The organism is Bacillus sp. TH13, from assembly GCF_016651175.1.
GTDB lineage: Bacteria > Bacillota > Bacilli > Bacillales > Bacillaceae_G > Bacillus_A > Bacillus_A thuringiensis_S.
In genome coordinates, this window is the sequence record NZ_JAEKEJ010000025.1 from 717,401 (window position 1) to 743,069 (window position 25,669).

The window sequence follows — 25,669 nt, forward strand, 5'->3', positions numbered from 1 at the left end:
CAAAAACCAATAGTATCAAGCGTTCACAACTATTTATTACATTTTATTTACAAAAAAAAGCAAACCCTTTTACAAGTTTGCTTTTTCATCTATCTTATAATGCACATTCTTCAATCTCAAATCCTAAATCTGCAATCATACCCCAGTCCGCAGTTGGCTCTTGTCCAGCTGTCGTTAAGTAGTCCCCGACAAAAATAGAATTTGCTGCAAATAGACCGATTGGCTGTACAGAGCGTAAATTGATTTCACGTCCTCCTGAAATACGAATTTCTTTTGTTGGGTTTACAAAACGCATCATTGCCAGTACTTTTAAACATTCTACTGGCGTTAACTCTTTTTGCCCTTCAAGAGGTGTCCCCTTTACAGCAACAAGGAAATTACAAGGGATAGAGTCTGCATCTATACGTTGTAATTCAAATGCAATTTCAGCACGCTCTTCAATTGTTTCTCCCATGCCAAAAATCGCTCCAGAGCATGGTGAAATACCAGCTTGTTTCGCTTTTTGAACTGTATCAACACGATCATCATATGTATGAGTTGAACAAATACTATCGTAATTATTTGCATGTGTATTTAAGTTGTGGTTATAACGATGCACGCCAGCTTCCGCTAAACGTCCTGCTTGATCTTCATTTAAGAAACCTAAACAACAACAAATCTTCAAATCTGTCGTTTCACGAATTTCCTTAACTGCTCCAATTACGTGATTTACCTCTTTATCCGTCGGACGACGACCAGACGCTACAATACAATATGTACCTGCTTTACGGCGTATTGCTTCATGTGCCCCTTCTACAATCTTCTCCTGCGTTAACCATGCATATTTATCAATCGGTGCTTCTGAAATAATAGACTGTGAGCAATATCCACAATCTTCAGGACATAATCCAGATTTCGTATTAATAATCATATTCAATTTTACTTTCTTACCAAAGTGATGATGGCGAATGATGTAAGCTGCATTCATAATTTCTAAAACTTCTGTATCATCAGCTTCTAATATCGCTATTGCATCTTCTTTCGTAATCATCTTCTCTTCCACTACATCGTATGCAAGCTTTTTCCAATCCCTTTTTGTTTGTACTTGTTTCATTTCATCTCTTCCCCTCTTTTGTTATATGCATAAATAAAGCATGATACGTTGCCATTATCCCTTCATTTCCCGTGAAGTCCCTTTCGTATATGCGTAGCATCGCACGAAAGAGTGAGGGACTTTGACAATATGATCCTTCATTGCTATTAGTTGCTCCTACTTTTCGAATAGAATGCAGAAACTCCTTAACTTCTGTAAAACTCTCTATGTAACATGTTTCAGAAACATGCACATCCCCTGTTTCTATCTTGCATATATGAAGCAACTGATCTTTCGAATAAAAACGTTGACCAATCGCTGTTTCATTTTTTATATTTTTTTCTTCTTTCGCACGTTGGAACGAGGCATGCAATTCTTGAAATGTTTCATGTCCAAACGTTGAAAAGAGTAATATCCCATCTATAGACAAATGATGAAATAAATTTCTTAACACTTGTTGTAAATTATTTAACCATTGAAATGTAGCATTTGAAATAATGACATCATATGATTCTTCTAATCGTAATTGCTCAATATCTTCACAGTGAAACGTTACATTTTTTACATTTTGTCTAGTTTGCGCAATCGCAATCATACTTTCAGCAAAATCAACTGCTGTAATATGTGCTTTCGGAAATAACTTTGATAATTGCTCTGTTACATACCCCGTCCCGCACCCCAATTCTAAAATACGTATTGATGCCGTTTCACTATATCGTTCCTTTAAGATTGAAAGTAATGAACGTGCCATCTTTTTTTGTACATTTGCATATCGATCGTAAGATACGGCTGCCCCATTAAACCGTTTTTGTAGTAACGTTTTGTTGATCATGTCGTATCCCCTCTACAAATTGAATTATCTCATTTGCACAATATTCAAAATTCGTTACACATAATGCATGCCCTGCTTCACTTACTACTTTCAGCTCGCTGCTGCTATTCTCCGTCATACTACGTGCCGCAGACAATGGGCATATTACATCCTGTTCTCCGTGAATAAGTAGTATAGGTACTTTAATTTCTTTTAGTTCTTCTCTCATATCTGTTTCTATTAAATAATCCAAACCTAGTTGTAAAGACTGAATAGAATCACCTTTAAAACGGTCTACAATGTCTTCAAAGTTTTTATTCCCTTTTAGCTCATCTTTCGTAAACATATTTTCATAAAACCGCTTGAGCGTATCTTCTTTCCTTCTCAACAAATTCCTTTTCAGCCGTTCTACATGCAAGGCATTCCATCCGTTACTGTAATCGCTCGTATTTGTAAATTTAGCAGTACCACCAATTAATACGATGCCTTTTGCCTTAATCTTTTTATAAGCTTCAACTGCTGCTAACGCTCCTAGTGACCAACCAACTAAAATTACGTTGTCGTTATGCGCTACATCTATAATTCGTTCCACAAATTCACTTCGTTCGTTCATATTACGCCAATCTATGCATTGAACAGGATATCCTTTAAAATACGGAAGTACTAAATCCCAAATATTCTCTTCCATTCCCCATCCGGGGATAAAAATAATCTTTAGATCGTTCATACGAAAAGCTCCTCTTCTTTCGCAATGTGGATAATTCGGTCAATAGCCCATTTTAAATCAGCTATTGTATGTTGCGATGTAACTGCAAAGCGAATTCGAGAACTATGAACCGGCACAGTTGGCGGACGAATTGCAATGGCCGCAATCCCTGCTTCTTGTAACCTTTCACTAAACCGTAAAGCATGTTCATTCGAACCGACTACAATCGGTACAATATGAGTTGAACTATTCCCAATATCAAAACCAGCATCCCTTAATTTAGTTCTGAAGTATTCTCCATTTGCTATAAGGTTCTCTCTTCTTTCGTTATCTTCTTTTACAATTTCAATTGCTTTTTGCACCGCCCCTAACGTACTTGGTGGTAAAGCTGTAGTAAAAATAAAGCTTCTCATCATATTTTGTAAATACTCTATATAAATTTCATCACCTGTCAAATACGCACCATAACACCCTAAAGCCTTGCTAAACGTCCCCATATGTATATCAATTTTTTGAGCAAGATTTTTTTCTATGTGAGATAATCCAGCTCCGCCGATTCCATATATTCCACTCGCATGTGCTTCATCGACTATAATGATTGCTCCGTATTTCTCTTTCAGTTGTACTAAATCTCTCAAATACGCAGTATCACCATCCATACTAAAAACGGTATCTGTTACGATTAATTTCCTCTTTTCAGGCGAAGCCATTTTCAAAAGCTTCTCTAAATGATCCAAATCATTATGACGATACCTTTTATGCTCTGCCCCGCTTAATATGATTCCATCAACAATACTTGCGTGATTTAACTTATCACTAAAAACAATATCTTGCCGAGAGGCTAAAGAAGATATGGCACCTATATTTGCCGTATACCCACTATTTACAATTAAAGCTCTTTCAGTACCTTTCCAGTCACATATGCTTCTCTCAACCTCTTCATATAATGGATGATTTCCTACAACGAGACGAGAGGCAGTCGCTCCAGTTCCATATCTTTTTGTACAGGCAATAGCAGCTTCTTTTAACCTTTCATCTCCAGCTAACCCTAAATAATTATTTGACGCTAAATTTAACATCCTTTTTTTATCTCGAATAAGCCAAGTCTCTTCTGCCTGCTCTGTTACATATAAATTTCGATACTGCCCTTGCTCATGTAATTGTTGTAATTTAGATTGAAGGTGCGCCCGCCACGTTTGATTCATTTTGGATAAACTCCTCTAATTTTGAAATCATAATATGTTCTTTTGCAGATTCCAATACTTCTTCTTTCGTAAACTCACCTTCAAAGAATGGTAATAATCCTAAAACTGGTACCCCGCTCAACTCTTCAATCATCTCTTTATTTTCTTGCACTCTTTCCATTTCACATTCTTTGCAACCTGATAAAATGACACCCGCTACGGTTAGGCCATGCGCCTTTGCGTAAGCAATCGTTAACACTGTATGATTTACTGTTCCTAACGTAGGACGAGCTACTACAATAAGAGGCAACTGTAATTCTTTTGCAAAATCAATTACTAAAGCATCTTCTGTATATGGGACAGCAAGCCCACCTGCTCCTTCTACAAATAAGCTATTAAACTCTTTTAATAGTTCATTATAGTAATCAGTAATTTCTTTTAACTTTACTACTCTTCCAGCTCTTTTCATGGCAAGTCTCGGAGCAAGTGGTTCTTCAATAGAATAAGGGCAAATTTCATTTTCTTGTGTCGGTACACCTGATAATACTTTTAACCTTGCCGCATCTCCCTCAGGGTTTGATGCAACATGCCCACTTTGCAACGGTTTATATACCCCTACGCTATATCCTAATTCTCTAAATACACCTGCTATAGCACCTGCAACTACTGTTTTTCCAACTTCAGTATCAGTTGCTGTTATGAAAAAACCACTCATTATTCTCCCTCCGTAACATCCGAGATTGCCTTATATAAGATGCGTAACATATCATCAATCTCTTCAAAAGTAGAAGCAAGTGGCGGCATAAATACAATCGTGTTACCTAGCGGTCGTAAAATCATACCCAGCTCTCTTGAGCGTTTACATACTTGAACACCGACTCTTTCTTTCCAGTCAAAAGCTTCTTTCGTTTCCTTATTCTTCACAAGCTCGATACCAACCATTAATCCGCACTGACGAATATCACCTACATGTTTATACGCAAAGAGCTTTTCTAATTGTGCTGCCACATAATCCGTTTTACGTGCCACTTCTTCTATTAAATTTGTTTTTTCATATAGTTCTAGATTCGCGATTGCTACGGCACACCCTAACGGATTGCCTGTGTAGCTATGTCCATGGAAAAATGTTTTTTGTTCTTCATATTCTCCTAAGAAGGCATTATATATTTCATCTGTCGTTACCGTAACTGCAATTGGTAAATATCCACCTGTTAAACCTTTACCAGCAGTTAAAATGTCTGGCGTCACATTTTCATGTTCACACGCAAACATTTTCCCTGTACGCCCAAATCCAGTCGCTACCTCATCTGTAATAAATAATACATTGTACTTTGTACATAAATCGCGCAGTCCTTTTAAATATCCTTTTGGCATTGTAATCATTCCGCCAGCACCTTGCATTAATGGCTCTACAATGATGGCAGCTACTTCTTCATGCTTTTCTTTCAACAATTCTTCCATTTCTTCTAAATGGCTTTTTACAATTTCCTCCTTATTATTTCCGTAAGGAGAACGATATGTATATGGATACGGCATTTTAATCGCATCAAATAAGAGCGAACTATACACTTGGTGAAACAAGTCTATTGCTCCTACTGAAACAGCTCCAATTGTATCACCGTGATATGCTTCTTTTAATGTAACGAATCTTTGTTTCTTTGGTTTCCCTTTATGCTGCCAATATTGGAAAGCCATCTTAATTGCAATTTCAACAGCGGTAGAACCTGAATCAGAATAGAATACCTTCTTCAATCCATCTGGTACAACCTCAATAATTTTTTCTGCTAATAAAATAGATGGAACGTTAGCAAGTCCTAACATAGTAGAATGAGCAATTTTATTTAATTGCTCACGAATTGCTTCATCTAATTCCGGTACTTGATGTCCGTGAACATTTAACCATATAGATGAAACACCATCCCAATATTCATTACCATTTACATCGTATAGCTTTCTTCCCTCTCCACGTTCAATAATGACTGGATCTTCTTCTAAATAATCTTTCATTTGTGTAAATGGGTGCCATACGTAAGCTTTATTTTTCTCTGCTAATTCTTCATATGTATAAGATGATTTTTCAATCGTTCTACTATTTATTGTCACAACTGTCACCCCTAATGTTAACTTATTTATAAATACAGTTAACATTAAATCCGAATGACTGTCAATTATTTTAAAATCAAATGGTTCTTAAAAAAGAACAACTTATCATACGATAAGTTGTTCTACTTTCCATGCTGTATCTTTCCAATTTCTAAAATAATTTCTTCATCTTTTTTTCCCTCTGTATCAATTCCAAGTTGCTTAGCGTGCTCAATTAATAAATCATGACGCTCCTCAAACCTAGCGGTATTCACTTCTTTCGTAACCTCTTCTTTTGTTTTCCCCTCAGTAGAAACTCCTAGTTTCTCTGCTGCTTTTTCCATTGATTTCTTCTCTTCTATTTCTTTTACTTTCTTCACTTCTGACTGTTGTATTTGCTTTTGTTTCAACTGCTCTGATTCAGCCGCAAAAGCTGTGTAAATTCCAGCACTTCCTCCAATAACTAATAAAGTGGTAAAAAGAATTATTTTTTTCTTCACTCTTTCCTCCCCCTTTCAAATTCATTATAACGTACATTTTTACAGCATTAAAAACAATTCTCCTTTATTTCCCTAAAAAAATATTTAATATTTTTATTGACATGTAAGATGAAAATATGATAAAAATTTAACTAACATCATATGAATCGGCGTTGATAGGATTTAGTAGTATTTCGATTTCTGATTTCAGAGAGCTGGTGGTCGGTGCGAACCAGTACAGAGCGAATTATGAATTACCCCCTGGAGCTTCTTTTACGAAACGTGAGGAGTAGTGAAAGACGGTTATAGACCGTTATGTCTAAAGAGTGGTGAAACGACACTGTTTCACAATTTAGGGTGGTACCGCGAATTTTTCGTCCCTGCATATATTGCAGGGACGTTTTTTATTTTATAAGCGCATATCATATGACCCTTTATTTTGTGATACATTCATTTCACAAGCTAGGGTGGTACCGCGATTTCTTCGTCCCTGCATAATTATATGCAGGGACGTTTTTTTATCCAATCATTTCCGTATCATATAGAAGGACTAACAATTACCGGTAATTTGTCACAAAATTCTAAAATTTAGAAGGAAATATACAATATTGGCGAATTTTATATAAAAAAGAGCTATTTTACATTACTTAGGAGGGGAAAACAATGGTTTCAAAAATTGAGTCTGTTCTTTTAACAACTTTTATCTTTTTCTGTATTGGTTTTAGTGTTATTCAATTAGAAGTTTCACCACACATCCCAATTTTATTTGGTATCGTTCTTTTATTAGCATTTGGATTCCTGAAGAGAATCTCTTGGTCTACTATGGAGAAAGGGATGATCAGTAGTATTTCAGCTGGTATTCCATCTATATTTATTTTCTTACTTGTAGGCGTATTAATTAGCGTTTGGATCGCAGCTGGAACTATTCCAACTTTAATGGTATATGGCTTCCAACTTGTATCTCCAAAAATTTTCGTTCCAACTGTTTTTGTTGTTTGTGCAATTGTTGGAACGAGTATCGGTAGTGCATTTACAACTGCTGCAACTGTAGGACTTGCCTTTATGGGAATGGGTACTGCCCTTGGATACGATCCAGCTCTTATTGCTGGTGCAATTATTTCTGGTGCATTCTTCGGAGATAAAATGTCTCCTTTATCTGATACAACAAACTTAGCGCCTGCTGTAACGGGTGTAGATTTATTTGAACATATTCGTAACATGCTTTGGACAACAGTACCAGCTTTCATTATTGCTTTTATCGCATTTTTCATTTTAGGAAGCGGATCTGGTGGAAACGTTGATTTCTCAGCATTTATTAACACACTAGAAAAAAATGCAACGATTTCTATCGTTACGCTGATTCCCATTTTATTACTGTTCCTATTCGCATTTAAAAAGGTACCCGCAGTTCCAACATTACTTGCAGGAATTGTGGTAGGGATTATTATTCTCTTTATTTTTAAACCTAGCACTTCTTTAGCGGATTTAATGAAAATTATGCAAGACGGATACGTTTCTAAAACTGGTATTAAAGATATTGATAGCTTATTATCTCGCGGTGGTCTGCAAAGTATGATGATGTCAATCGCTCTTATTTTCCTAGCTCTGTGTATGGGAGGATTATTACAAGGAATGGGCATTATAGCGCAGCTGATGAATATTATCTCTAGCTTCGTAAAAAATAGCACACGCTTAATTATTTCTACTGCTTCAACTGCAATTGGTGTAAACTTCTTACTCGGTGAGCAGTACTTATCCATCGTTTTAACAGGACAAGCATTTGCTAATAAATACGATGAAGTCGGTTTAGAGCGTCGTAATTTATCACGAGTATTAGAAGATGCTGGTACAGTAATTAATCCACTCGTACCATGGGGTGTCAGTGGCGTATTCTTAACAAACGTTCTTAGCGTTCCAACATTCGATTACCTGCCATACGCAATCTTCTGTTTAGCTTGTCCAGTCGTAACCATTATCGTCGGCTTTACTGGATTCGGTCTTTCATGGAAAAAAGAAAAAGCAGTACCAGTTTCATAATATAACAAAAAGGATTACCAAATCGGTAATCCTTTTTATATTTCTCGACTATCTATTCGCTTTCTTTCTTCTAAATAACATAAGTAATCCCGCTCCAACAAACGCAAGACCAGCTCCAATTGTAGAAGCAATACTTGCACCTGTTTTCGGTAAATCACGTTCATCTTTTTCAGCTTCTTTATTTTCACTTACAGTTGTTGTTGTTTCTTTTGTATTTTGATCATCTGTTGTAGTTTGTCCAGATCCGGTATTATTTCCATCTTGCTTTGGTTCATTACCATTATTACCTTCTTCTGTTGGTGGTGTTGGGTTTTCTCCATCACCTTTTGGTGGTGTTGTTGGGTTTTCTCCATCACCTTTTGGTGGTATTGTTGGGTTTTCTCCACCAGTTTCTTTATCATCATTCTTCTTCGTTATATCAATTGCATATTTAGCAAATTCATTTTCAGATGGTCCAACATATGATATGTTCCCATCTTTCTTTATATACTTTTGTGCATTTGGTGAAGAATCAAATGTTGTATTTAATTTATCTGCAACAATCGGTTTAAACGTCCAATTTTGATCAGCTGCTGGATCAATATTTTTTATTTTTTGCATATACTTCACAATGATTTGACGTGTTTCATCTTGTGATTGGTATACAACTTCCCCTTCACTTACACCTGGGAACGTTTGACTACTTCCACGATAGTTATTTGTAGCGACGATGAACTTTTGATCATCAGCTACTGGCTTACCTTCATATGTCATATTTACAATACGATTCGTATTTGCATTTACAATTTTTCCATCTTTATCGTATTTCGCCGGTTGTGTTACATCAATTTCGTATTTTAAGCCATCTAAAATATCAAAGTTATATGTAGGATAGCCTATATTTACTAACGGTTGTTCTTCTGTTTTCTTTTCTGGATAAATTTGATTAAACTGACCTGCAGACATTTCAAGCCATTCTTTCACTTGTGCCCCATTTACTTTTACAGCATATAACGTATTTGGATATACGTATAAATCTGCAACGTTTTTAATCGCTAACGTTCCAGCTGGAATATCCGTATAATATGTAGCACCGTTTCGGCCACCTGCTTTAAATGGTGCGCCTGCAGATAAAACCGGAATATCTTTAATCTTTTCGTACTCTGGTTTTTTAAGTTCTTGTTCTACATACCATTTTTGTGCATTTGTCACAATTTGTACGGAAGGATCATCTTGTACTAATGAAAAATAACTATTAATTGGTGCTTTCGTTTCACCTACAGGTGTATTTACATAGTCGATTGTCGCTTGATGCTCATCTTTAATTTCATTAACTAATTTTTGATCAGATTCTACTAATGGGGTACCTTTACTATTAGCAATCGGGCGAAGTTGTGGCTTAGATTGATCTTTTTGTACTTCCCATGTTCCGTTTACCTTTTTCAATTGCATATCAATAATACCTAAGTTACTACCAAAAACACCAGGCATTACAACTGGAACACCATTAAATACATCCTCCACTTCAGTATGTGAATGTCCCATTAATACTGCATCTACGCCAGGAACTTGTGTTGCTAAATGATATGATGCATTTTCCATTTTATTCACTTCTTTATATTCGCTCTTATCGACGCCTGAATGAGCCAATGCAACGATAATATCCGCACCCTCATTTTGCATTTTTTTCACCATTATTCTTGCTGTTGCGACGATGTCTTTCGCTTTTACTTTTCCTTCTAAGTTCGCTTTATCCCAGTTCATGATTTGTGGTGGAACAAATCCCATTACACCAATTTTCACTATTTGTTTTTGGCCTGCTTCATCCACTACTTCTTTCTTTAAAATATGATATGGTTTAAAATAATTTTCATCGTTCTCTTCCTTATCATCATGGTCAACTTTATATACATTCGAGTTAATAACCGGGAAATCCGTTTTTTCAATCACTTTGTTTAAATAATCTAAACCGTAGTTAAATTCATGATTCCCAAGAGAGATGACGTCATACTTCATTAAATTCATTACACGATATAATGGATGTGTATAACTAGGATCCACACGATTCTTCGGATCTTTTATTTTATTCGCTACGTAATCCCCAAGCGGTGTCCCTTGTAATGCATCCCCATCATCAAATAGGACAGAGTTTTTCACTTCTTCACGTGCTTTATTAACGAGTGTTGCCGTTTGTACAAGTCCTACTTTATTATCTGTTTTCGTTTGATAATAATCGTAATTCATTAAGTTAACGTGAATATCTGATGTTTCTAGAATTCGTAAGTTAACTGTACTCTCCCCAGTGTTCTCATCTGCATGAGCTGTTGCTGGCATTACTTGCGGCGCTATAACACCAATCGCAAGAGTTGCTCCAGCTAGCATTTTTTTTGACTTTTTCACAAAAAATCCCCCTTATACAATTACCAAAAATAATGAAATCAATCCCTATCTGTCTCTAACCACATACCTTTTTTCTTCTATTAGAGACACAATTTTCATTTCACCCTGCGCTAACGAGTAGTCCCCTTAAACGCCCGATTGATGAAGACCATTAATTAATCGGAAATAAAGCTCCCACTAATTAAAGTTTCACCTTATCTGACATTATCATATATAAAGTTCTTTCCTATCGTCAATATTTTTTGACAAACTTCAACAAATTTTCTGTAAAGTTATTATAAACTTTTCATAAACATATAATATGCCCTTACATTGCTAATACTGCTGAATATGATACAATTACCAATTACAAGGAGGATGAATTTATGAAAAAAGTCATCTTAACAATTGTTTGTCTCCTCCTTCTGATCATTTCTTATTCTTATTTTGAAAAGAACGACGAGACAAAACAAAATGAATCTGAAGAAAAAACAGAAAAAACATCTGCCCCAAATTGGATTGATAAGCAAACAAACGAATCTTTTTATCATCTTGTATTAGGTGATTCACTCGCTAAAGGATATGGATCGACACAAGGTGGATTTGCTGAATTAGCTTCTAAGCAAATAGAAGCACAAATTCATAAACCAATTACAGTAGAAAACCTTGGGGTAAACGGTCTTACAACAGATCGTCTCGCTAAAAAAGTTCAATCAGAAGATGTAAAGGAAAAAATTAGAGCAGCAAATATAATTACAATTAATATTGGAGGAAATAATTTATTTCGTTTAAATCGTGATGTTGGTGTTATAGATGGTATAAAAATGTTAAATAAAGAAAAAGCCCATTTTGAAGCGGATATAAAAAGTATTGTAAAGACAGTTCGAGATCAAAATCCGGATGCTTTACTCATTCTCTCAGAACTCTATAACCCGTTACAACTCGATGACTCCATCGCAAGTTATGCAGATATGTTTTTAGATGGCTGGAATGAATCTGTTTATTCCATTTCCAAAGCAAATCAACCATCTATCGTTTTACCAATTCGTAAATTAATATCGAATGATAAAAAAGAGTTATTATTTGACCAAGTACACCCAAATGATAACGGCTATGCGATTATTGCCAATACATTTACAAAGCAAGTGTTATCCTACAAATATTAAAGCGACCATGAAACAATTCTATTTTTATAACATGTCTTTTTTGTTACAATGATAGTGGAAGGGGGCCTTTATATGGAATCACGCGAGTGGGAACGTATTGTTGATCATCTTCTTTCGCTAGTGCCTCTTTTTTATCGCAAATTTATGCTTCCTGGAGAATTTTCTTCTCAAAGACATATGCCGCCATCACATACACAAGTATTACTGCTTTTGCATGAAAACGGCACATTAGCAGTTTCCGAAATCGGCAAGCGGCTAGCGATTTCACGGCCTAACATGACACCTCTATTAAACAAACTTATTCAAGAAGAACTAATAGAGCGTCATTATAGCGAAAAAGATCGACGGGTCATTTTAATTTCCCTAACAGCTGAAGGGAAATTATTAGTAAATCAGTATCAGCAATTCATTTTAGACAAACTAAAAGAAAATTTCCAAACATTATCTGAGGAAGAGCGCGAAAAGCTCATTCATTCTCTTCAAACCATTCAAAATTTAATTTTGAAAACAAACGTATAAAGCTGCTTCTAAATAGAAGCAGCTTTATGATTCGTAATAGTTACCATAGTACACATTGGAATATGGCCATGTTGTTAAATATGGTTTTTTTTCCTGTGTAGGCTGTTGTTGTGGTATTTGTGGTATTTGTGGTATTTGTGATAATTGCTGTAATTGTTGTTGCCGATATAATTCGTATTGTCTACTCGTATCATAAACCGGATAATAATTTACATATGGATATACTTGAGGTACGTAATAATAATACATTATCCTCTCCTCCTTTTTCTTAAACATATTCAAAGGAGAAAATGGATGTGACATTGTTTATAATTGTACAAGTGGTTCTCTCACTCGTTTCTTCCTTTTCTTCAAGCGTAACTTACGGTTCTTTTCGTATAAATAATGCACAACGAAATACGAAATGAGACCAAACACAACTCCTAAAATCGTCATTCCAATTAATACATACACTTCACTTTGTAATAAGCTCTTTAATATCGTAAAAATGTGACTTGAAAACAAGTCTGATATCTTAAATGGTTCATGATGAATTTTCTGTACATGAAATGGATAAATCATTTTTCCTAGCGCATACGCAAGCGGAAATAAAAATACTGGGAGAAACGATATTTTCCCAATAATATTGCCAATAACTGCCGCAGGAAAAGATCCCTTTGCTAACCTGACGATTGGATAAAATATTACATATACGAGCGATGCCGTATAAATGACTAACATTTCTAAGCCGAATCCTATAGCAAACCCTAACGATACTTTCTTTGCGCCTTCTGGCGATCGAAGCAACTTATAATATTGAAACTTTAATATTCTCCACATCCGCTGAAAAAACGAATATGTTTTCTTAGTTGTTTTCACCCTCATCATCTCTTTAACTATATTTTTATATGTAGTATGTCCTTACACACTCTGAAAAACAAATTTAGTTTTCTCTTTTATTATAAATGATATCGAAATGGTTAACCAAATATACATCCGACATTTTAATATAAAAAAACCTCCCTTTTAGGAAGGCTCTTCTACATTTTTAAATAAACTCACTAATAACGCTTTTTGAGCATGCAATCGATTACCAGCTTGCTCAAAGACGATAGAATGTGGTCCATCTATAATTTCTCCTGTTACTTCTTCTTCACGATGGGCAGGTAAACAGTGTAAGAAACGATATGTTTGCTTCGCATGCTTAACAAGTTCGTTATTGATTTGGTATGGCTGAAATAAAGTATATTTCTCTTCTTCGCCCTCTTGCCCCATGCTCATCCAAACGTCAGTATAAATGAAATCTGCTTCATTCACCGCTAATTCAGGATCATGCAAAACTTCAATTTCAGCTCCTGTTTCCTTGGCAATCGCTAACGCTTTTTTTACAATCTCTTCATTCGGTTCATATCCTACAGGCGTTGCAACAGTCATATGCATTCCGACTTTTGCACTCGCTAGCAACAATGAATGACATACATTATTTCCGTCACCTACGTAAGCCAATTTTATTCCTTTAAATGTATTTGTTTCTTCATATATCGTCATGAGGTCTGCCAATGCTTGACAAGGATGATGATCATCCGTTAAACCGTTAATAACAGGAATACTCGATTCTTTTGCAAGCTCTTCTACATCCGCGTGTGAGAATGTACGTATCATGATCCCGTCAATATACTGCGATAATACTTTCGCAGTATCTGAAACGCTTTCTCCTCTTCCCATTTGCATCTCTTTCCCACTTAAAAACATACCATGTCCCCCGAGTTGTACCATTCCCGCTTCAAAAGATACACGAGTACGAGTTGAATGCTTATCAAAAATAAGCCCTAATATTTTGCCTTGTAATAAAGGCTCTTGCTTATTCTTTTTTAAATATATAGCGAACTCAATTAACGAAATAATTTCTTCTTTCGTTAATTCTTCTAATGTTAAAAGATCTTTCGTATTTAATTTCGGTACTTGTACAGTTGACATGAAACTTCCCCCTTATATGATTGATACGTTTTTTGTACAAACTACTTTTTTTATTATATATACTGCCTGTTCTAACTCTTCATTCGTAACAATGAGTGGCGGTAATAGTCTTATAACATTAGGCCCTGCTTGTAATACGAGAAGTCCTTCGTTTTCTAGTTGTTCTATAAAATTTGCAACTTCATGCTTACACTCAATCCCAATCATAAGCCCCTTACCACGTATATTTTGAATACATTCGACATGTTGTAATTCCTCTTGCAACTTCTCTAATACGTACTCGCCTTTTTCTTGTACTTCTTTTAAAAACGATGGTCTTTTACTTACTTGCAATACTTCTTTCGCTGCAGCCATCGCGATGTAATTCCCGCCAAAAGTTGAACCGTGCGATCCTGCAGTAAACGACGTTCCGAGCTCTTTCCGGCCAATCATCGCTCCGACAGGAACCCCATTCCCAAGTGCCTTTGCCACGGTAACGATATCAGGATCTATTCCCACTTGTTCATAAGCGAATAGTGTTCCAGTTCTTCCTATCCCTGTTTGAACTTCGTCTATAATAAATAAGGAACCGAACTTATTACATAATGTTTCAATCTCTTTCAAAAAAGGTAGATCAGCAGGTATTACTCCTCCCTCTCCTTGAACAACTTCTACCATTACCGCCGCAACTTCTTCATTCATTACTTCCTCTAATGCTTTAATATCGTTAAAAGGGATATGTAAAAAAGATGGAAGTAATGGACCAAATCCTTCTTTTACCTTATCTTGGCCCGTTGCACTCATCGTTCCAAATGTTCTACCGTGAAAAGACTGCTGGCATGTTACGACGAGAGATTTTCCAGTATGCTTACGTGCTAACTTTAAAGCCGCTTCATTTGCCTCTGCCCCACTATTACAGAAAAACACATAATCTAATGCTCTATTTTCTGTTAATAATGACGCAACTTCTTCTTGCAAGCTGTTTGTAAACAGGTTAGATATATGCCATATATCATCAAGTTGCTCTTGTACACCTTTGAGAACAGTAGGGTGACAATGTCCTAAATTACATACGCCAATTCCTGATGTGAAATCTAAATATTCCTTACCGTTATTATCAATAACTTTCGTTCCAGTTCCATTTACAAACTCAATAGTTCTTCTGCCATACGTTTGAAAAAGATGACTCGTCATGCAATACTCACACCTTTCGTTACCGTCGTTCCAATACACTCTCCCGTAACCTCAGTAAAATCTTTTGTACCATTCACAATACTTATCTTTTGCACTCCCATTTTCAATGAAACTAGCGCCGCCTGTACTTTCGGAATCATCCCGCCTGTAATAACTCCTTTTTCTATAAGAGTTGTAATTTCAGATTCATCCGTTTCCTTTACCAAATTCCCTTCATGTAATATTCCATCTACATCCGTAATAAAAACAAGCTCTTTTGCCCCTAACGCGGCCGCAATCCCAGCCGCAGCATTGTCCGCATTTATGTTATAAATTTCATTACCATTTACCCCGATTGGAGCAATAACAGGAATATACTCCATATTTATTAATCCTTTTAATAAGGCTGTTTCTACATAACTTACTTCCCCCACATATCCTATCTCTTCGCTGACAGGTTGAACTTGAAGTAAATTGCCGTCACACCCTGAACAACCTACAGCAAGTAAATTATGCTTTTGTAAATTCATTACGAGTTTTTTATTCGTACTTCCGCATAGCACCATTTGAACAACATCCATAACTTCTTTTGGTGTTACGCGTAATCCATCTCTTTTTTCTACGTTGATGTTACAATCTTTTAATTTGGCATCAATTTCTGGCCCACCACCATGGACAATCACTACTTTATACTTCTGCTGTAATTTCTTTATACAATCAAAAAACACACCATTTAATTGATTCAACATACTACCGCCGCATTTCACTACAATATAATCGCTCATCTTCCCTCTCCTTATGTACGATAACAAGCGTTTATTTTCACATATTCATAGCTTAAGTCACAGCCCCAAGCTGATCCTGTCTCTTCACCTAAATGTAAATACACATTAATGACTATTTCATCTTCTTGTAATCTCTCTTTCATTTCTTCTTCAGAAAATGTTTGAGGCTCACTATTTTTTAATACCGATATAGATTGAAGAGTAATGTCAATTGTATTCGGATTAATAGCTACTTCACTTTGTCCAATACTGCTAATAATTCGCCCCCAGTTTGGGTCTTCACCATGTATTGCTGTTTTCACAAGACTCGAACCGACTATTTGCTTTGCAATTTTTTTTGCCTCTTCATTCGTTTGAGCTCCTAGCACATTTACTTCTATTAACTTCGTAGCGCCTTCACCATCTTGCGCAATTTTTTTCGCTAAATCTTCACATACCTTCTGTAAAGTACCTACGAAAGTTTCCCAATCTGTATGTTCCATATTTATCGGCCTTGTTTCTGATAATCCACTTGCCATAACGATGACCATATCATTCGTAGAAGTATCTCCATCTACCGTGATTTGATTAAATGTATGATTCGTTATTTGTGATAACGCTGTTTGCAATACGTCATGCTCTATATGAGCATCTGTCGTAATAAAACTAAGCATCGTTGCCATATTCGGATGAATCATCCCTGAACCTTTTGCAACACCCGCAATCGCCACTTTCTTCCCATCAATAATCATTTCATAGCAAGTTTCTTTCGTTATAAGATCCGTCGTTAAAATTGCTTCCGAAAAAGAATATGCTTCACTTTCTTCCTTCGTCGGTATAAGAGTTGCAACTCCCTTTCGGATTATATCCATCGGCAGTGGAACACCAATTACACCTGTTGAAGCTACTGCAACGTAATTTTCTTTCATCCCAAAATGTTCCGCCCCTAATGCGCGCATCTCGTATGCGTCTTGTAATCCTTTCATTCCAGTACAAGCATTTGCATTTCCACTATTAACGATAATTGCTTGTAACTTCCCTTCTGCCGTTATACTATCCTTCGTTACTTGCAAAGGAGCTGCTTGTATTTGATTCGTTGTATACACAGCGGCACATGATGCTGGTACATCACAAACGATGGCACCTAAATCCTTTTTCTCCTTTTTTAAACCATTTGCAGTACCAATTGCCGAAAAGCCTTTCGGCGTTACAATTGAACCATTTTCTAATTTTGTAATAGACGCTACTTTAATCATCATGTCCCCCTTATAGATAAAGCGGCATATGTTGTAAACCTGTTGTCTCTTCTAGTCCCGCTATTATGTTTGCATTTTGAATCGCTTGCCCAGCCGCGCCTTTCATCATATTGTCTATAACAGAAACGACCGTAACTCTTTCAGTTCTTTCATCGTAAGCTATGCCAATATCACAATAATTTGAGCCTCTCACTTCTTTTGGACTTGGAAATTTCCCTTGCGTACAAATTCGGATGAAAGGCGATTGTTCATACGTTTCTTCATACAATTTTTGAAGTTGCTTTATTTCCATCTTTTGTTTTACATTTGCATAAAGTGTAATCATGATTCCTCGTGATATCGGTATTAAATGTGTGCTAAATGTAATTGGCTGTAATTCACTATTCCATTCTGTAAGCATTTGCTCAATCTCTGGAACGTGCTGATGCTGGTTTACTTTATAGATATGTAAGTTATCGTATAGCTCAGGAAAATGAGTCATTGTTGTTGGTGTTTTTCCTGCTCCTGATACCCCTGATTTCGCATCAATAATAATCGAATCTTCTTCAATCATGCCGCTACGTACTAACGGCGCTATCGCTAGCAATGTGGCTGTAGCAAAACATCCTGGGTTTGCAATTAAATTTGCCTTTTGAATCCTAGTCCTCTTCCATTCACTTAACCCATACACTGCTTCTCTAAGAATTTCTTCTTTCGCTGCTGGCCTTTTATACCATAGTTCATATGACGAAGGATCTATCATACGAAAGTCTCCAGATAGGTCAATTACTTTTAAACCTTCTGCTACTAACTTGGGAGTTAACTCCGCCGATACTCCTGCTGGGGTTGCTAGAAATACAATTTCTGCTTCTTTTCCTATCGTCTCCACATCAATTTCTTGTAACGTATGAAAAAGGACATTTCGAAGATGCGGATATACATTTGTTATACACTCACCAACTTGTGAAAAAGAATGGAGAGATGCTATCGAAAAATATGGATGTTGTTCTAATAAACGAATTAACTCAATGCCCCCATATCCAGTGGCTCCAATAATTGCGACTTTCATAAGTTCCTCCTCATATCGATTCTTTAAATTAAGTATGATTATAATATTGTATATTTATAGAGTCAATTAAATATTTATAAATTTTTAAATCTAAAAAAACTTAATTTTACTAGAAAAATAATATACTCAACCTAATTTTTATACAAAAATAGTGCATAGTAGTTTTTTTATTTCACTTCAAGTACAATAAAACAATACATACGTACATACAGGCGGGGAAAAATATGAACGAAAAATTAATTGAGAAAATGATTATAAAAAGTTTTCAACAATATCAATGCAGTCCAATATCAACAGAAGATCTGGAAATGCTAGTGAAACATATTCAAACGGTGACTCATTCAAATATTGAAATTGATTTATACGAGGAAATTGAGGATATTGTTTATGATTATGTAACTGGAAAACAATAAAAAATAGGAGATTTCCATATGGAAATCTCCTATTTTTTACTTAATGATTTACCTGCTACACGTTCAAATAAACTTGGGAATAAAGCATAAAGTTTCGGGCCAATTCCCATCCACTTCGGTAAGTTTACTTCACGTTTTTTCGTGTGCATCGACTTTACGATTTGTTCTGCTACGTATGTTGGTTTTAACATGTAACGTCCCATATTCTTTACATATGTACCAGATTGATCCGCTATTTCAAAAAAGTTTGTATCTATCGGACCTGGATTAATTGCTGTAACATAAATATCTGTATTCGCTAATTCCATGCGTAAACTATTCGTAAATCCTAATACAGCATGTTTCGTTGCTGCATACGCACTTGATTTCGGAGTTGCAATTTTTCCGGCAAGGGAAGCAATATTAATAATATGTCCTTCGTTCTTGTTTACCATATAAGGTAGTACCGCTTTCGTACATGCTACTAATCCAAATACATTTACTTGGAACATATCTTTTACTTCACCCATTGACGCATCTTCAAACGTTTTAAAAATACCAAATCCCGCATTGTTTACTAATATATCAATACGTCCTACTTCTTGTAATACCTTTGAAAAAACAGACTGTACTTCCATCTCTTCACTTACATCTAATACATAATAATAGCAAGGCGTATTATAAGTTTCTTTAATTTTGTCTACTAACGCTTGTAGTTTCTCTTCTGTTCGAGCCATTAATACTGGAGTCGCTCCCTGTGCTGCAACTTGCATTGCAACTTGCTCACCAATCCCACTAGAAGCACCTGTAATGACGATTACTTTATTTTGTAAACGTCCTGTCATTGCTGTCACCTACTTTGCATAATAAATCAATTGTTGCGACGACTCATCAATCATCACTTGTTGATTATATGCTAAATAGTCCAATTGTCCAACCGTTTCTGAAATAGTAAGTGGTAATTGTTCTTTATATAATACCGGAAATAGTTTTACACATACTTCAAATGCTGTCATTGGTTTTTCCTTTAATAACTCAAGTACTTTAAAAGCACGTGTTTCTTGCTTTTGTAATCTCGTTTCAATAAGTTGTTTCACATTTAGAACATCTTCCCCATGCCCTGATAAAATGCGTGAAATATTCATTTCGCTTAAACGCTGTAATGTTTGGTTATATTGTAGTAATGGGCGTGCCCGTTCTGTTTGCCCTTCATATGGTGGTTCTAGTATTGGATTCGAAGAAATATGACTGATGAGAGCATCTCCACCAATTAATATTCCATCAGATTCTCTATATAAAGAAATATGAGTAGAAGCATGACCTGGTGTTTCAAGTACTATAAATCCAGGCAAAGAATCAATACGATCTCCTTCTCTCACAGTATGCGTTAACGATCTATTACAAGAATATTTAAGTGTCCTCGTCGTCAATAACGACTCGTCTTTCAAAAATGCTGCTGGCACACCAAACTGTAAGGCCGTCTCTCTAAAAAATTCATGATACCGCTTTAAAAATTCTGGATTTTGTGTGATCCAAGGCTCATTCCAAGGATGTCCAATAATATTCGTCTTCTCAGAAAATATATTTAAAAGTCCACAATGATCTGCATGATGATGCGTAATGACTACTGTTTCAATATCTTCTATCGTATGTCCTAATGCACCTAATTGACTTTCTAACGCATTCCTTGCCTCTTCTGTATTCGTCCCTGTATCAATTAATGTTAATGTCTCCCCCTCAACTAAAAACACATTCACAGTTTCCACTGCAAATGGTACAGGAATCTCCATTCGGTGAATCGCCGTCATGCTTAGCCCCCCTGTCTCTTTCCGGTTCAAAAATGAATACTTCTTCAGTTTACAACTTCTATATATATTTGTCATTATTTTCAGATAAAAAGAGGTGTTTCCTCTAAAAAAACGAATGTATGTACATTTATAAGAATTTCTAACCAAAATTAAAGGAGGAACATCATGTCTATTCAAAACATTTCCTTTCTCGGTGCAGGCTCCATTGCCGAAGCCATTATTGGTGGCTTGTTACATGCAAATGTTGTTAAAGGTGAACAAATTACTGTAAGTAATCGTTCTAACGAGACAAGATTACAAGAGCTACATAAAAAATACGGTGTCAAAGGTACTCATAATAAAAAAGAATTACTTACTGATGCAAATATTCTTTTTCTAGCAATGAAACCAAAGGATGTTGCAGAAGCGCTTACCCCTTTTAAAGAATACATAAATAATAACGTGCTTATTATTTCATTACTAGCAGGTGTTTCTACTCACTCAATTAGAAAACTACTTCAAAAAGACGTTCCAATTATTCGTGCAATGCCAAATACATCCGCAGCCATTTTAAAATCAGCTACCGCTATCTCCCCTTCAAAACATGCAACAGCGGAACATATTCGCACTGCAACATCTTTATTTGAAACGATTGGTCTCGTCTCTGTTGTAGAGGAAGAAGATATGCATGCTGTCACTGCATTATCTGGAAGTGGACCTGCTTATATTTATTACGTAGTGGAAGCTATGGAAGAAGCTGCAAAAAAAATTGGTTTAAAAGAAGATGTTGCAAAATCACTTATTCTTCAAACGATGATTGGTGCTGCTGAAATGCTAAAAGCAAGTGACAAACACCCTTCTATTTTGCGAAAGGAAATTACTTCTCCTGGTGGAACTACTGAAGCAGGTATTGAAATATTACAAGAACATAAATTTCAACAAGCACTTATTTCTTGTATTACACAGGCAACGAAACGATCACATAATCTTGGAAAAACATTAGAACAACTAACAAAAGAAAAATAGAAAAAGGAGCTCAAGTTTATTTGAGCTCCTTTTTCTTATAATTACACTTAGTTATTGTTCTTCCCAAAAATCTCTTCTTGCAGGCGACGACCAGTCGGCGTTGCTGCAAGTCCACCTTCTGCTGTTTCACGAAGTGCTACTGGCATCGTTTGTCCAATTCTAAACATTGCCTCAATTACTTCATCACATGGAATTGTACTCGTTACACCAGCTAATGCTAAATCTGCTGAAATCATCGCATTCGCAGCTCCTGCTGCATTACGTTTTACACAAGGTACTTCTACAAGTCCTGCAACAGGATCGCACACTAAACCAAGCATGTTCTTTAATGAAATTGCCATCGCTGTAGCTGCTTGATCTTGTGTTCCACCAGCCATCTCAACTGCAGCTGCAGCCGCCATTCCACTTGCTGAACCAACTTCAGCTTGGCATCCTCCTGCCGCACCAGAAATACAAGCATTATTCGCAACAACCATACCGAAAGCTCCTGCTGTAAATAAGAACTCAATCATTTCTTCACGTGTAGGCTGCAATTTTTCTCTTAGTGCAAATAGTACACCTGGCACTGTTCCAGCAGACCCTGCTGTTGGTGTTGCACAAATAATTCCCATCGCTGCGTTTACTTCATTTGTTGCAACAGCTTTGCTTACTGCATCCAAAATCGTATCTCCAGATAAGCCTTTTCCACTCTTCATATACGCTTGAACTTTTACAGCATCTCCACCAGTTAAACCAGTTGGTGATTTCACGCCGCGAATACCACGTTCTACTGCTTGTTCCATCACGACTAAGTTCTTTTCCATACCAGCAATTACTTCTTCACGTGAAATACGTCTTGTTTCCATTTCACATTGAATCATAATTTCTGCGATTTTTACATTTTGTTCTTTAGCTTGCGCCACTAGTTCCGCTGCGTTCCGAAACATGGTGTGTCCCCCCTGCAATTAATCCATAATAGTTACTTGACAAATATTTTGTTGCGCTTTTATTTCTTCAATCACTTCATCTGCTAATAATTCATCTGTTTCAATAACCATAAGCGCTCTTCTTCCTTTTTCTTTACGAGAAACACTCATTGTACTAATGTTAATCTCGTGTGTAGCAAGGATTGAAGCCACCGCTGCAATAGCACCAAAGCGATCGTTATTTACAATAAGTAGTGCTGGACTTGTGCCTGATAATTGAAGATCGAATCCGTTTAATTCTACAACTTCAATTTTACCGCCACCAATTGAGCAAGCAACAACTTCAATTTCTTCTTCACCTTTATACAAACGAATTCTTGCTGTATTTGGGTGAGGTGCATTGGCATCTTCTTCAATGAATTCCACTTCAATTCCGCGCTCTTTTGCTATTTCTAGCGCCTCTGGAATACGTAAGTCATCTGTTTCAAATCCCAATATTCCACCGATTAGTGCTACATCCGTACCATGCCCTCGATACGTCTTTGCAAATGATCCATATAACGAAATGCTTACTCTTTCTGGTTCATGACGAAACAGCTGGCGAGCAACTTGCCCCATTCTTGCCGCGCCTGCTGTATGTGAACTTGATGGTCCAATCATAACTGGACCGATAATATCAAATACTGAGCGATACTTCATCATAACTCCCCCTAAACCTCTATGCAAAAATTTATTCTACTATTCTATTAAGCTGCTACATCTGTCGCTTTTCCAGTTGTACCACGAATTTGTTCTGCTGTATGAATTGGATAATTTTTGAATAAAAGCAATCCAATATAACCTGAAATAATACCAGTTATAATAATACATAAGAATCTTAGCATTATTCTCATTAAAAAATGATATAAGATCCTCCACAATAAAGTCTGGTAGCAATCCAAAGTTTAACACAGAAGCCATTGCAAGGACAGCATAAACAAGTGATATAACCATTGCTAATACAACTAAATTTGCACCCGCTACTCCGCCTAGGCTACCTGCTGATGTTCTGAACTCTTTTAAAGAGTGGTGTACCAATTAACTCTCCACCACCTTATTAATAAAAAGCTTCTACTAAGGAACTCGCAATAGTTACACTAGCTAATCATATCGTTTAGCTAAAAAGTGAAAAAGACTTAGTACACATAATAGTAATATCTTTCCTATTATAATTCTCGTGTTACTCTCTCATGGTTTAGTCAACTTCACTTGTTACGATAATGACTAAAATGCATGTGACTTATCATAAATTATAATCTGTCCTAATTATAGCTTGTTTTTTATAAAACGCTTACTTTTGTTGAATTTTAAAAGTTCTGAATAAAAGTCCGTTTCTACTATTTGTATCACTTGTATGTCATCTGACTTATATAACAGTTTTTCTAAATGATCATTATTTCGTATTTTTATCCTATATATTCAAACCATCCTAATTTTCTGTATCATCCAAGTATAAGTATAAAATAATAACAGTTTTATTTTTAAATTTTTTTAGACATATAAAAATGGCAACCCGTTGTTACCATTTTTTACAAAACTATCATTTTTCTACTGGGAATGATTTCAAATCCGTCGCTATTTCTGTATTAGAAAACAACTCTCTTGCCTCTTTCAATAATTCCTTATATGTATCTCCTTGATAGCGAGAACTAATGTGAGTTAAGATTAATCGCTTCGCATTTGCCTGAAGTGCAATGCTCGCAGCTTGCTTAGATGTGGAATGAAAATAATCATGCGCTTGTTGCTCATCTGCTGCTGCGAAAGTCGCTTCATGGACAAGTACATCTGCATCTTGCGCAAGCTCCCTACTCGCTTCGCAATATCGCGTATCACCTAAGATAGTAATAATTCTTCCTTTTTGGGGTGGGCCGATAAACTCATTTCCATTTAATATCGTGCCATCCTCTAATTCAACTACTTCTCCATCTTTTAAACGTTTAAAGATTGGACCTGGTTTCACACCCATCTCAAGCAACTTATCAACTAAAAGAGCACCTTGTATATCTTTCTCTACAATACGATATCCAAAACATTCTATGCCGTGTGACAATCTTTTCGTTTCTACACAAAATTCATTATCTTCAAATACAGTACCTTCTTCTGTTATCTCCACAACTTCAAGTGGATATTTCACATGTGTCGTACTTACCGATAATGCCACTTCAATAAATTGTTTAATTCCTTTCGGCCCATACACCGTTAAAGGCGTAGTTCCTCCTTGAAATGAACGGCTACCTAATAAACCAGGCAATCCAAAAATATGATCGCCATGTAAATGCGTAATAAATATTTTCTCAATGCGGCGCGGACGTACCGATGTATGTAATATTTGATGTTGCGTGGCCTCGCCACAATCAAATAACCAAGTCTGTCCTCGTTCTTCTAACAATTGTAAAGCAATTGCTGAAACGTTCCTTCCTTTTGAAGGAACACCTGCACCAGTTCCTAAAAATACAAATTCCACTTTCTTTCCTCCAGCTCTAAATATACTCTATCTCTCATCTTACGGAATGTTATTTCAAATGGCAAATCGAATTTACATAACCAATCATCTAGACAACTATATAACACGAACGTTATACTTAAAAAATTTAGCAATCGTTCGTGTTTTGTGGTAAAATAATTATACTACATTTTAAGGGAGCGTTTTATTATGAAAGAAGTATTTCGTTTACAAACTGATTTTTCATCTTCATTTGATCGCTGGGTAAGTTCTTTCGTGTCTGATCACCCAGCACAATTAGAATGGACAACTTTAAAGGAATTAATCCATGAATATACAACATCACATACAAATGATACGTTACCAGCATATATTTCTTCAGCTTTAACATATTACGCCCAACGCGTTCCAACTACAAACAGTTCAGAGATTGTTATTTTTGAAAACCCTACAATCTTGTAATCTATAATAAAAAAGCACTGGTTAC

27 protein-coding genes and 1 other annotated feature are annotated in these 25,669 nt (G+C 36.1%); of the genes, 6 read left to right on the forward strand and 21 right to left on the reverse strand.

All coding sequences use genetic code 11. The features are described 5' to 3' along the window. Positions 1 to 94: 94 nt before the first annotated feature. The 7 genes from bioB to JFU02_RS11930 form a co-directional block, all read right to left on the reverse strand. Complete coding sequence (bioB, locus tag JFU02_RS11900; protein ID WP_000815856.1) at positions 95 to 1,093, reverse strand: biotin synthase; 999 nt, start codon at positions 1,091 to 1,093, stop codon at positions 95 to 97. 1 nt (position 1,094) lies between these two features. Beyond that, positions 1,095 to 1,904: a malonyl-ACP O-methyltransferase BioC gene (gene bioC / locus JFU02_RS11905; RefSeq protein WP_061666320.1), complete on the reverse strand. Its 810-nt coding sequence runs from the start codon at positions 1,902 to 1,904 to the stop codon at positions 1,095 to 1,097. Next, positions 1,870 to 2,610, reverse strand: a complete 741-nt coding sequence (locus JFU02_RS11910; RefSeq protein WP_061666319.1) for an alpha/beta fold hydrolase — start codon at positions 2,608 to 2,610, stop codon at positions 1,870 to 1,872. Before JFU02_RS11910 ends, bioC begins: the two co-directional genes overlap by 35 nt. Then, positions 2,607 to 3,794, reverse strand: a complete 1,188-nt coding sequence (bioF, locus tag JFU02_RS11915; protein ID WP_001077299.1) for an 8-amino-7-oxononanoate synthase — start codon at positions 3,792 to 3,794, stop codon at positions 2,607 to 2,609. Before bioF ends, JFU02_RS11910 begins: the two co-directional genes overlap by 4 nt. Next, the gene (gene bioD / locus JFU02_RS11920) at positions 3,760 to 4,488 is read right to left on the reverse strand and encodes a dethiobiotin synthase (protein ID WP_201071078.1); all 729 of its coding nucleotides are present in this window, start codon (positions 4,486 to 4,488) and stop codon (positions 3,760 to 3,762) included. The genes bioF and bioD overlap by 35 nt, the downstream gene beginning before the upstream one ends. Next, the gene (gene bioA, locus JFU02_RS11925) at positions 4,488 to 5,921 is read right to left on the reverse strand and encodes an adenosylmethionine--8-amino-7-oxononanoate transaminase (RefSeq protein ID WP_061666318.1); all 1,434 of its coding nucleotides are present in this window, start codon (positions 5,919 to 5,921) and stop codon (positions 4,488 to 4,490) included. Before bioA ends, bioD begins: the two co-directional genes overlap by 1 nt. A 77-nt stretch (positions 5,922 to 5,998) precedes the next feature. Next, positions 5,999 to 6,355, reverse strand: a complete 357-nt coding sequence (locus JFU02_RS11930) for a hypothetical protein (protein WP_061666317.1) — start codon at positions 6,353 to 6,355, stop codon at positions 5,999 to 6,001. A gap of 143 nt (positions 6,356 to 6,498) precedes the next feature. Beyond that, positions 6,499 to 6,719, forward strand: a binding site (T-box leader). Between the two features lie 278 nt (positions 6,720 to 6,997). On the opposite strand from JFU02_RS11930, the gene nhaC reads away from it, so the two are divergent. Then, positions 6,998 to 8,371: a Na+/H+ antiporter NhaC gene (gene nhaC, locus JFU02_RS11935; RefSeq protein WP_061666316.1), complete on the forward strand. Its 1,374-nt coding sequence runs from the start codon at positions 6,998 to 7,000 to the stop codon at positions 8,369 to 8,371. A gap of 48 nt (positions 8,372 to 8,419) precedes the next feature. On the opposite strand, the gene cpdB is transcribed toward nhaC, so the two are convergent. After that, the gene (cpdB, locus tag JFU02_RS11940; RefSeq protein WP_097888363.1) at positions 8,420 to 10,750 is read right to left on the reverse strand and encodes a bifunctional 2',3'-cyclic-nucleotide 2'-phosphodiesterase/3'-nucleotidase; all 2,331 of its coding nucleotides are present in this window, start codon (positions 10,748 to 10,750) and stop codon (positions 8,420 to 8,422) included. 365 nt (positions 10,751 to 11,115) lie between these two features. On the opposite strand from cpdB, the gene JFU02_RS11945 reads away from it, so the two are divergent. Next, entirely contained in the window at positions 11,116 to 11,895 is a 780-nt protein-coding gene (locus tag JFU02_RS11945) for a GDSL-type esterase/lipase family protein (RefSeq protein WP_000755850.1), read from the forward strand. Positions 11,896 to 11,967: 72 nt separating this feature from the next. After that, on the forward strand, positions 11,968 to 12,414 hold the full coding sequence (locus JFU02_RS11950; RefSeq protein WP_000445819.1) for a MarR family winged helix-turn-helix transcriptional regulator: 447 nt from the start codon (positions 11,968 to 11,970) through the stop codon (positions 12,412 to 12,414). A 24-nt stretch (positions 12,415 to 12,438) separates the two neighbouring features. Here JFU02_RS11950 and JFU02_RS11955 read toward each other — a convergent pair whose 3' ends face one another. The 7 genes from JFU02_RS11955 to argC all read right to left on the reverse strand — a co-directional run bounded on the left by JFU02_RS11955 (position 12,439) and on the right by argC (position 18,590). Next, a complete protein-coding gene (locus tag JFU02_RS11955; RefSeq protein ID WP_063675663.1) occupies positions 12,439 to 12,663 on the reverse strand; it encodes a hypothetical protein in 225 nt (74 codons plus the stop codon). Positions 12,664 to 12,720: 57 nt separating this feature from the next. Next, positions 12,721 to 13,281 carry a DUF2062 domain-containing protein gene (locus JFU02_RS11960; RefSeq protein ID WP_002026296.1) on the reverse strand — a complete coding sequence of 187 codons (561 nt, stop codon included), beginning with the start codon at positions 13,279 to 13,281 and terminating at the stop codon, positions 12,721 to 12,723. Between the two features lie 138 nt (positions 13,282 to 13,419). Further along, complete coding sequence (gene argF, locus JFU02_RS11965) at positions 13,420 to 14,370, reverse strand: ornithine carbamoyltransferase (protein WP_061666314.1); 951 nt, start codon at positions 14,368 to 14,370, stop codon at positions 13,420 to 13,422. A 12-nt stretch (positions 14,371 to 14,382) separates the two neighbouring features. Beyond that, on the reverse strand, positions 14,383 to 15,543 hold the full coding sequence (locus JFU02_RS11970) for an acetylornithine transaminase (protein ID WP_000200564.1): 1,161 nt from the start codon (positions 15,541 to 15,543) through the stop codon (positions 14,383 to 14,385). Further along, complete coding sequence (argB, locus tag JFU02_RS11975) at positions 15,540 to 16,307, reverse strand: acetylglutamate kinase (protein WP_001286798.1); 768 nt, start codon at positions 16,305 to 16,307, stop codon at positions 15,540 to 15,542. The genes JFU02_RS11970 and argB overlap by 4 nt, the downstream gene beginning before the upstream one ends. A gap of 11 nt (positions 16,308 to 16,318) precedes the next feature. After that, positions 16,319 to 17,542 carry a bifunctional glutamate N-acetyltransferase/amino-acid acetyltransferase ArgJ gene (argJ, locus tag JFU02_RS11980; RefSeq protein WP_000598388.1) on the reverse strand — a complete coding sequence of 408 codons (1,224 nt, stop codon included), beginning with the start codon at positions 17,540 to 17,542 and terminating at the stop codon, positions 16,319 to 16,321. A gap of 10 nt (positions 17,543 to 17,552) precedes the next feature. Then, a complete protein-coding gene (gene argC, locus JFU02_RS11985) occupies positions 17,553 to 18,590 on the reverse strand; it encodes an N-acetyl-gamma-glutamyl-phosphate reductase (protein WP_061666313.1) in 1,038 nt (345 codons plus the stop codon). Positions 18,591 to 18,814: 224 nt separating this feature from the next. Here argC and JFU02_RS11990 point away from each other — a divergent pair, with 224 nt between their 5' ends. Beyond that, the gene (locus tag JFU02_RS11990) at positions 18,815 to 19,003 is read left to right on the forward strand and encodes a YqzH family protein (RefSeq protein WP_001003226.1); all 189 of its coding nucleotides are present in this window, start codon (positions 18,815 to 18,817) and stop codon (positions 19,001 to 19,003) included. Positions 19,004 to 19,032: 29 nt separating this feature from the next. Here JFU02_RS11990 and JFU02_RS11995 read toward each other — a convergent pair whose 3' ends face one another. Together JFU02_RS11995 and JFU02_RS12000 are read right to left on the reverse strand one after the other, a co-directional pair. After that, a complete protein-coding gene (locus tag JFU02_RS11995; RefSeq protein ID WP_061666312.1) occupies positions 19,033 to 19,827 on the reverse strand; it encodes an SDR family NAD(P)-dependent oxidoreductase in 795 nt (264 codons plus the stop codon). Positions 19,828 to 19,836: 9 nt separating this feature from the next. Continuing rightward, positions 19,837 to 20,790: an MBL fold metallo-hydrolase gene (locus JFU02_RS12000; protein WP_000125118.1), complete on the reverse strand. Its 954-nt coding sequence runs from the start codon at positions 20,788 to 20,790 to the stop codon at positions 19,837 to 19,839. 165 nt (positions 20,791 to 20,955) lie between these two features. Between JFU02_RS12000 and proI the strand changes: the two genes are divergently transcribed. Continuing rightward, on the forward strand, positions 20,956 to 21,795 hold the full coding sequence (gene proI, locus JFU02_RS12005; RefSeq protein WP_000027255.1) for a pyrroline-5-carboxylate reductase ProI: 840 nt from the start codon (positions 20,956 to 20,958) through the stop codon (positions 21,793 to 21,795). A gap of 47 nt (positions 21,796 to 21,842) precedes the next feature. Here proI and sdaAA read toward each other — a convergent pair whose 3' ends face one another. The 4 genes from sdaAA to rnz all read right to left on the reverse strand — a co-directional run bounded on the left by sdaAA (position 21,843) and on the right by rnz (position 25,203). Further along, entirely contained in the window at positions 21,843 to 22,721 is an 879-nt protein-coding gene (gene sdaAA / locus JFU02_RS12010) for an L-serine ammonia-lyase, iron-sulfur-dependent, subunit alpha (RefSeq protein WP_000489454.1), read from the reverse strand. Between the two features lie 18 nt (positions 22,722 to 22,739). Beyond that, complete coding sequence (gene sdaAB, locus JFU02_RS12015; protein ID WP_000877451.1) at positions 22,740 to 23,399, reverse strand: L-serine ammonia-lyase, iron-sulfur-dependent subunit beta; 660 nt, start codon at positions 23,397 to 23,399, stop codon at positions 22,740 to 22,742. A 47-nt stretch (positions 23,400 to 23,446) separates the two neighbouring features. Continuing rightward, positions 23,447 to 23,584 (reverse strand): hypothetical protein, encoded by a 138-nt coding sequence (locus JFU02_RS32745; protein ID WP_000943431.1) that lies wholly within the window; start codon positions 23,582 to 23,584, stop codon positions 23,447 to 23,449. 695 nt (positions 23,585 to 24,279) lie between these two features. Continuing rightward, a complete protein-coding gene (gene rnz / locus JFU02_RS12025) occupies positions 24,280 to 25,203 on the reverse strand; it encodes a ribonuclease Z (protein WP_000397452.1) in 924 nt (307 codons plus the stop codon). Positions 25,204 to 25,392: 189 nt separating this feature from the next. Between rnz and JFU02_RS12030 the strand changes: the two genes are divergently transcribed. Then, the gene (locus tag JFU02_RS12030; RefSeq protein ID WP_061666311.1) at positions 25,393 to 25,644 is read left to right on the forward strand and encodes a DUF3932 family protein; all 252 of its coding nucleotides are present in this window, start codon (positions 25,393 to 25,395) and stop codon (positions 25,642 to 25,644) included. Positions 25,645 to 25,669: the final 25 nt, after the last annotated feature.

Coding starts and splice junctions, on each gene's coding strand:
- bioB (WP_000815856.1), bottom strand. CDS start 1,093: ATGAAACAAGTACAAACAAAAAGGGATTGGAAAAAGCTTGCATACGAT.
- bioC (WP_061666320.1), bottom strand. CDS start 1,904: ATGATCAACAAAACGTTACTACAAAAACGGTTTAATGGGGCAGCCGTA.
- JFU02_RS11910 (WP_061666319.1), bottom strand. CDS start 2,610: ATGAACGATCTAAAGATTATTTTTATCCCCGGATGGGGAATGGAAGAG.
- bioF (WP_001077299.1), bottom strand. CDS start 3,794: ATGAATCAAACGTGGCGGGCGCACCTTCAATCTAAATTACAACAATTA.
- bioD (WP_201071078.1), bottom strand. CDS start 4,488: ATGAGTGGTTTTTTCATAACAGCAACTGATACTGAAGTTGGAAAAACA.
- bioA (WP_061666318.1), bottom strand. CDS start 5,921: ATGTTAACTGTATTTATAAATAAGTTAACATTAGGGGTGACAGTTGTG.
- nhaC (WP_061666316.1), top strand. CDS start 6,998: ATGGTTTCAAAAATTGAGTCTGTTCTTTTAACAACTTTTATCTTTTTC.
- JFU02_RS11945 (WP_000755850.1), top strand. CDS start 11,116: ATGAAAAAAGTCATCTTAACAATTGTTTGTCTCCTCCTTCTGATCATT.
- JFU02_RS11950 (WP_000445819.1), top strand. CDS start 11,968: ATGGAATCACGCGAGTGGGAACGTATTGTTGATCATCTTCTTTCGCTA.
- JFU02_RS11955 (WP_063675663.1), bottom strand. CDS start 12,663: ATGTATTATTATTACGTACCTCAAGTATATCCATATGTAAATTATTAT.
- JFU02_RS11960 (WP_002026296.1), bottom strand. CDS start 13,281: ATGATGAGGGTGAAAACAACTAAGAAAACATATTCGTTTTTTCAGCGG.
- argF (WP_061666314.1), bottom strand. CDS start 14,370: ATGTCAACTGTACAAGTACCGAAATTAAATACGAAAGATCTTTTAACA.
- JFU02_RS11970 (WP_000200564.1), bottom strand. CDS start 15,543: ATGACGAGTCATCTTTTTCAAACGTATGGCAGAAGAACTATTGAGTTT.
- argB (WP_001286798.1), bottom strand. CDS start 16,307: ATGAGCGATTATATTGTAGTGAAATGCGGCGGTAGTATGTTGAATCAA.
- argJ (WP_000598388.1), bottom strand. CDS start 17,542: ATGATTAAAGTAGCGTCTATTACAAAATTAGAAAATGGTTCAATTGTA.
- argC (WP_061666313.1), bottom strand. CDS start 18,590: ATGAAAGTCGCAATTATTGGAGCCACTGGATATGGGGGCATTGAGTTA.
- JFU02_RS11990 (WP_001003226.1), top strand. CDS start 18,815: ATGAACGAAAAATTAATTGAGAAAATGATTATAAAAAGTTTTCAACAA.
- JFU02_RS11995 (WP_061666312.1), bottom strand. CDS start 19,827: ATGACAGGACGTTTACAAAATAAAGTAATCGTCATTACAGGTGCTTCT.
- JFU02_RS12000 (WP_000125118.1), bottom strand. CDS start 20,790: ATGACGGCGATTCACCGAATGGAGATTCCTGTACCATTTGCAGTGGAA.
- proI (WP_000027255.1), top strand. CDS start 20,956: ATGTCTATTCAAAACATTTCCTTTCTCGGTGCAGGCTCCATTGCCGAA.
- sdaAA (WP_000489454.1), bottom strand. CDS start 22,721: ATGTTTCGGAACGCAGCGGAACTAGTGGCGCAAGCTAAAGAACAAAAT.
- sdaAB (WP_000877451.1), bottom strand. CDS start 23,399: ATGAAGTATCGCTCAGTATTTGATATTATCGGTCCAGTTATGATTGGA.
- JFU02_RS32745 (WP_000943431.1), bottom strand. CDS start 23,584: ATGCTAAGATTCTTATGTATTATTATAACTGGTATTATTTCAGGTTAT.
- JFU02_RS12030 (WP_061666311.1), top strand. CDS start 25,393: ATGAAAGAAGTATTTCGTTTACAAACTGATTTTTCATCTTCATTTGAT.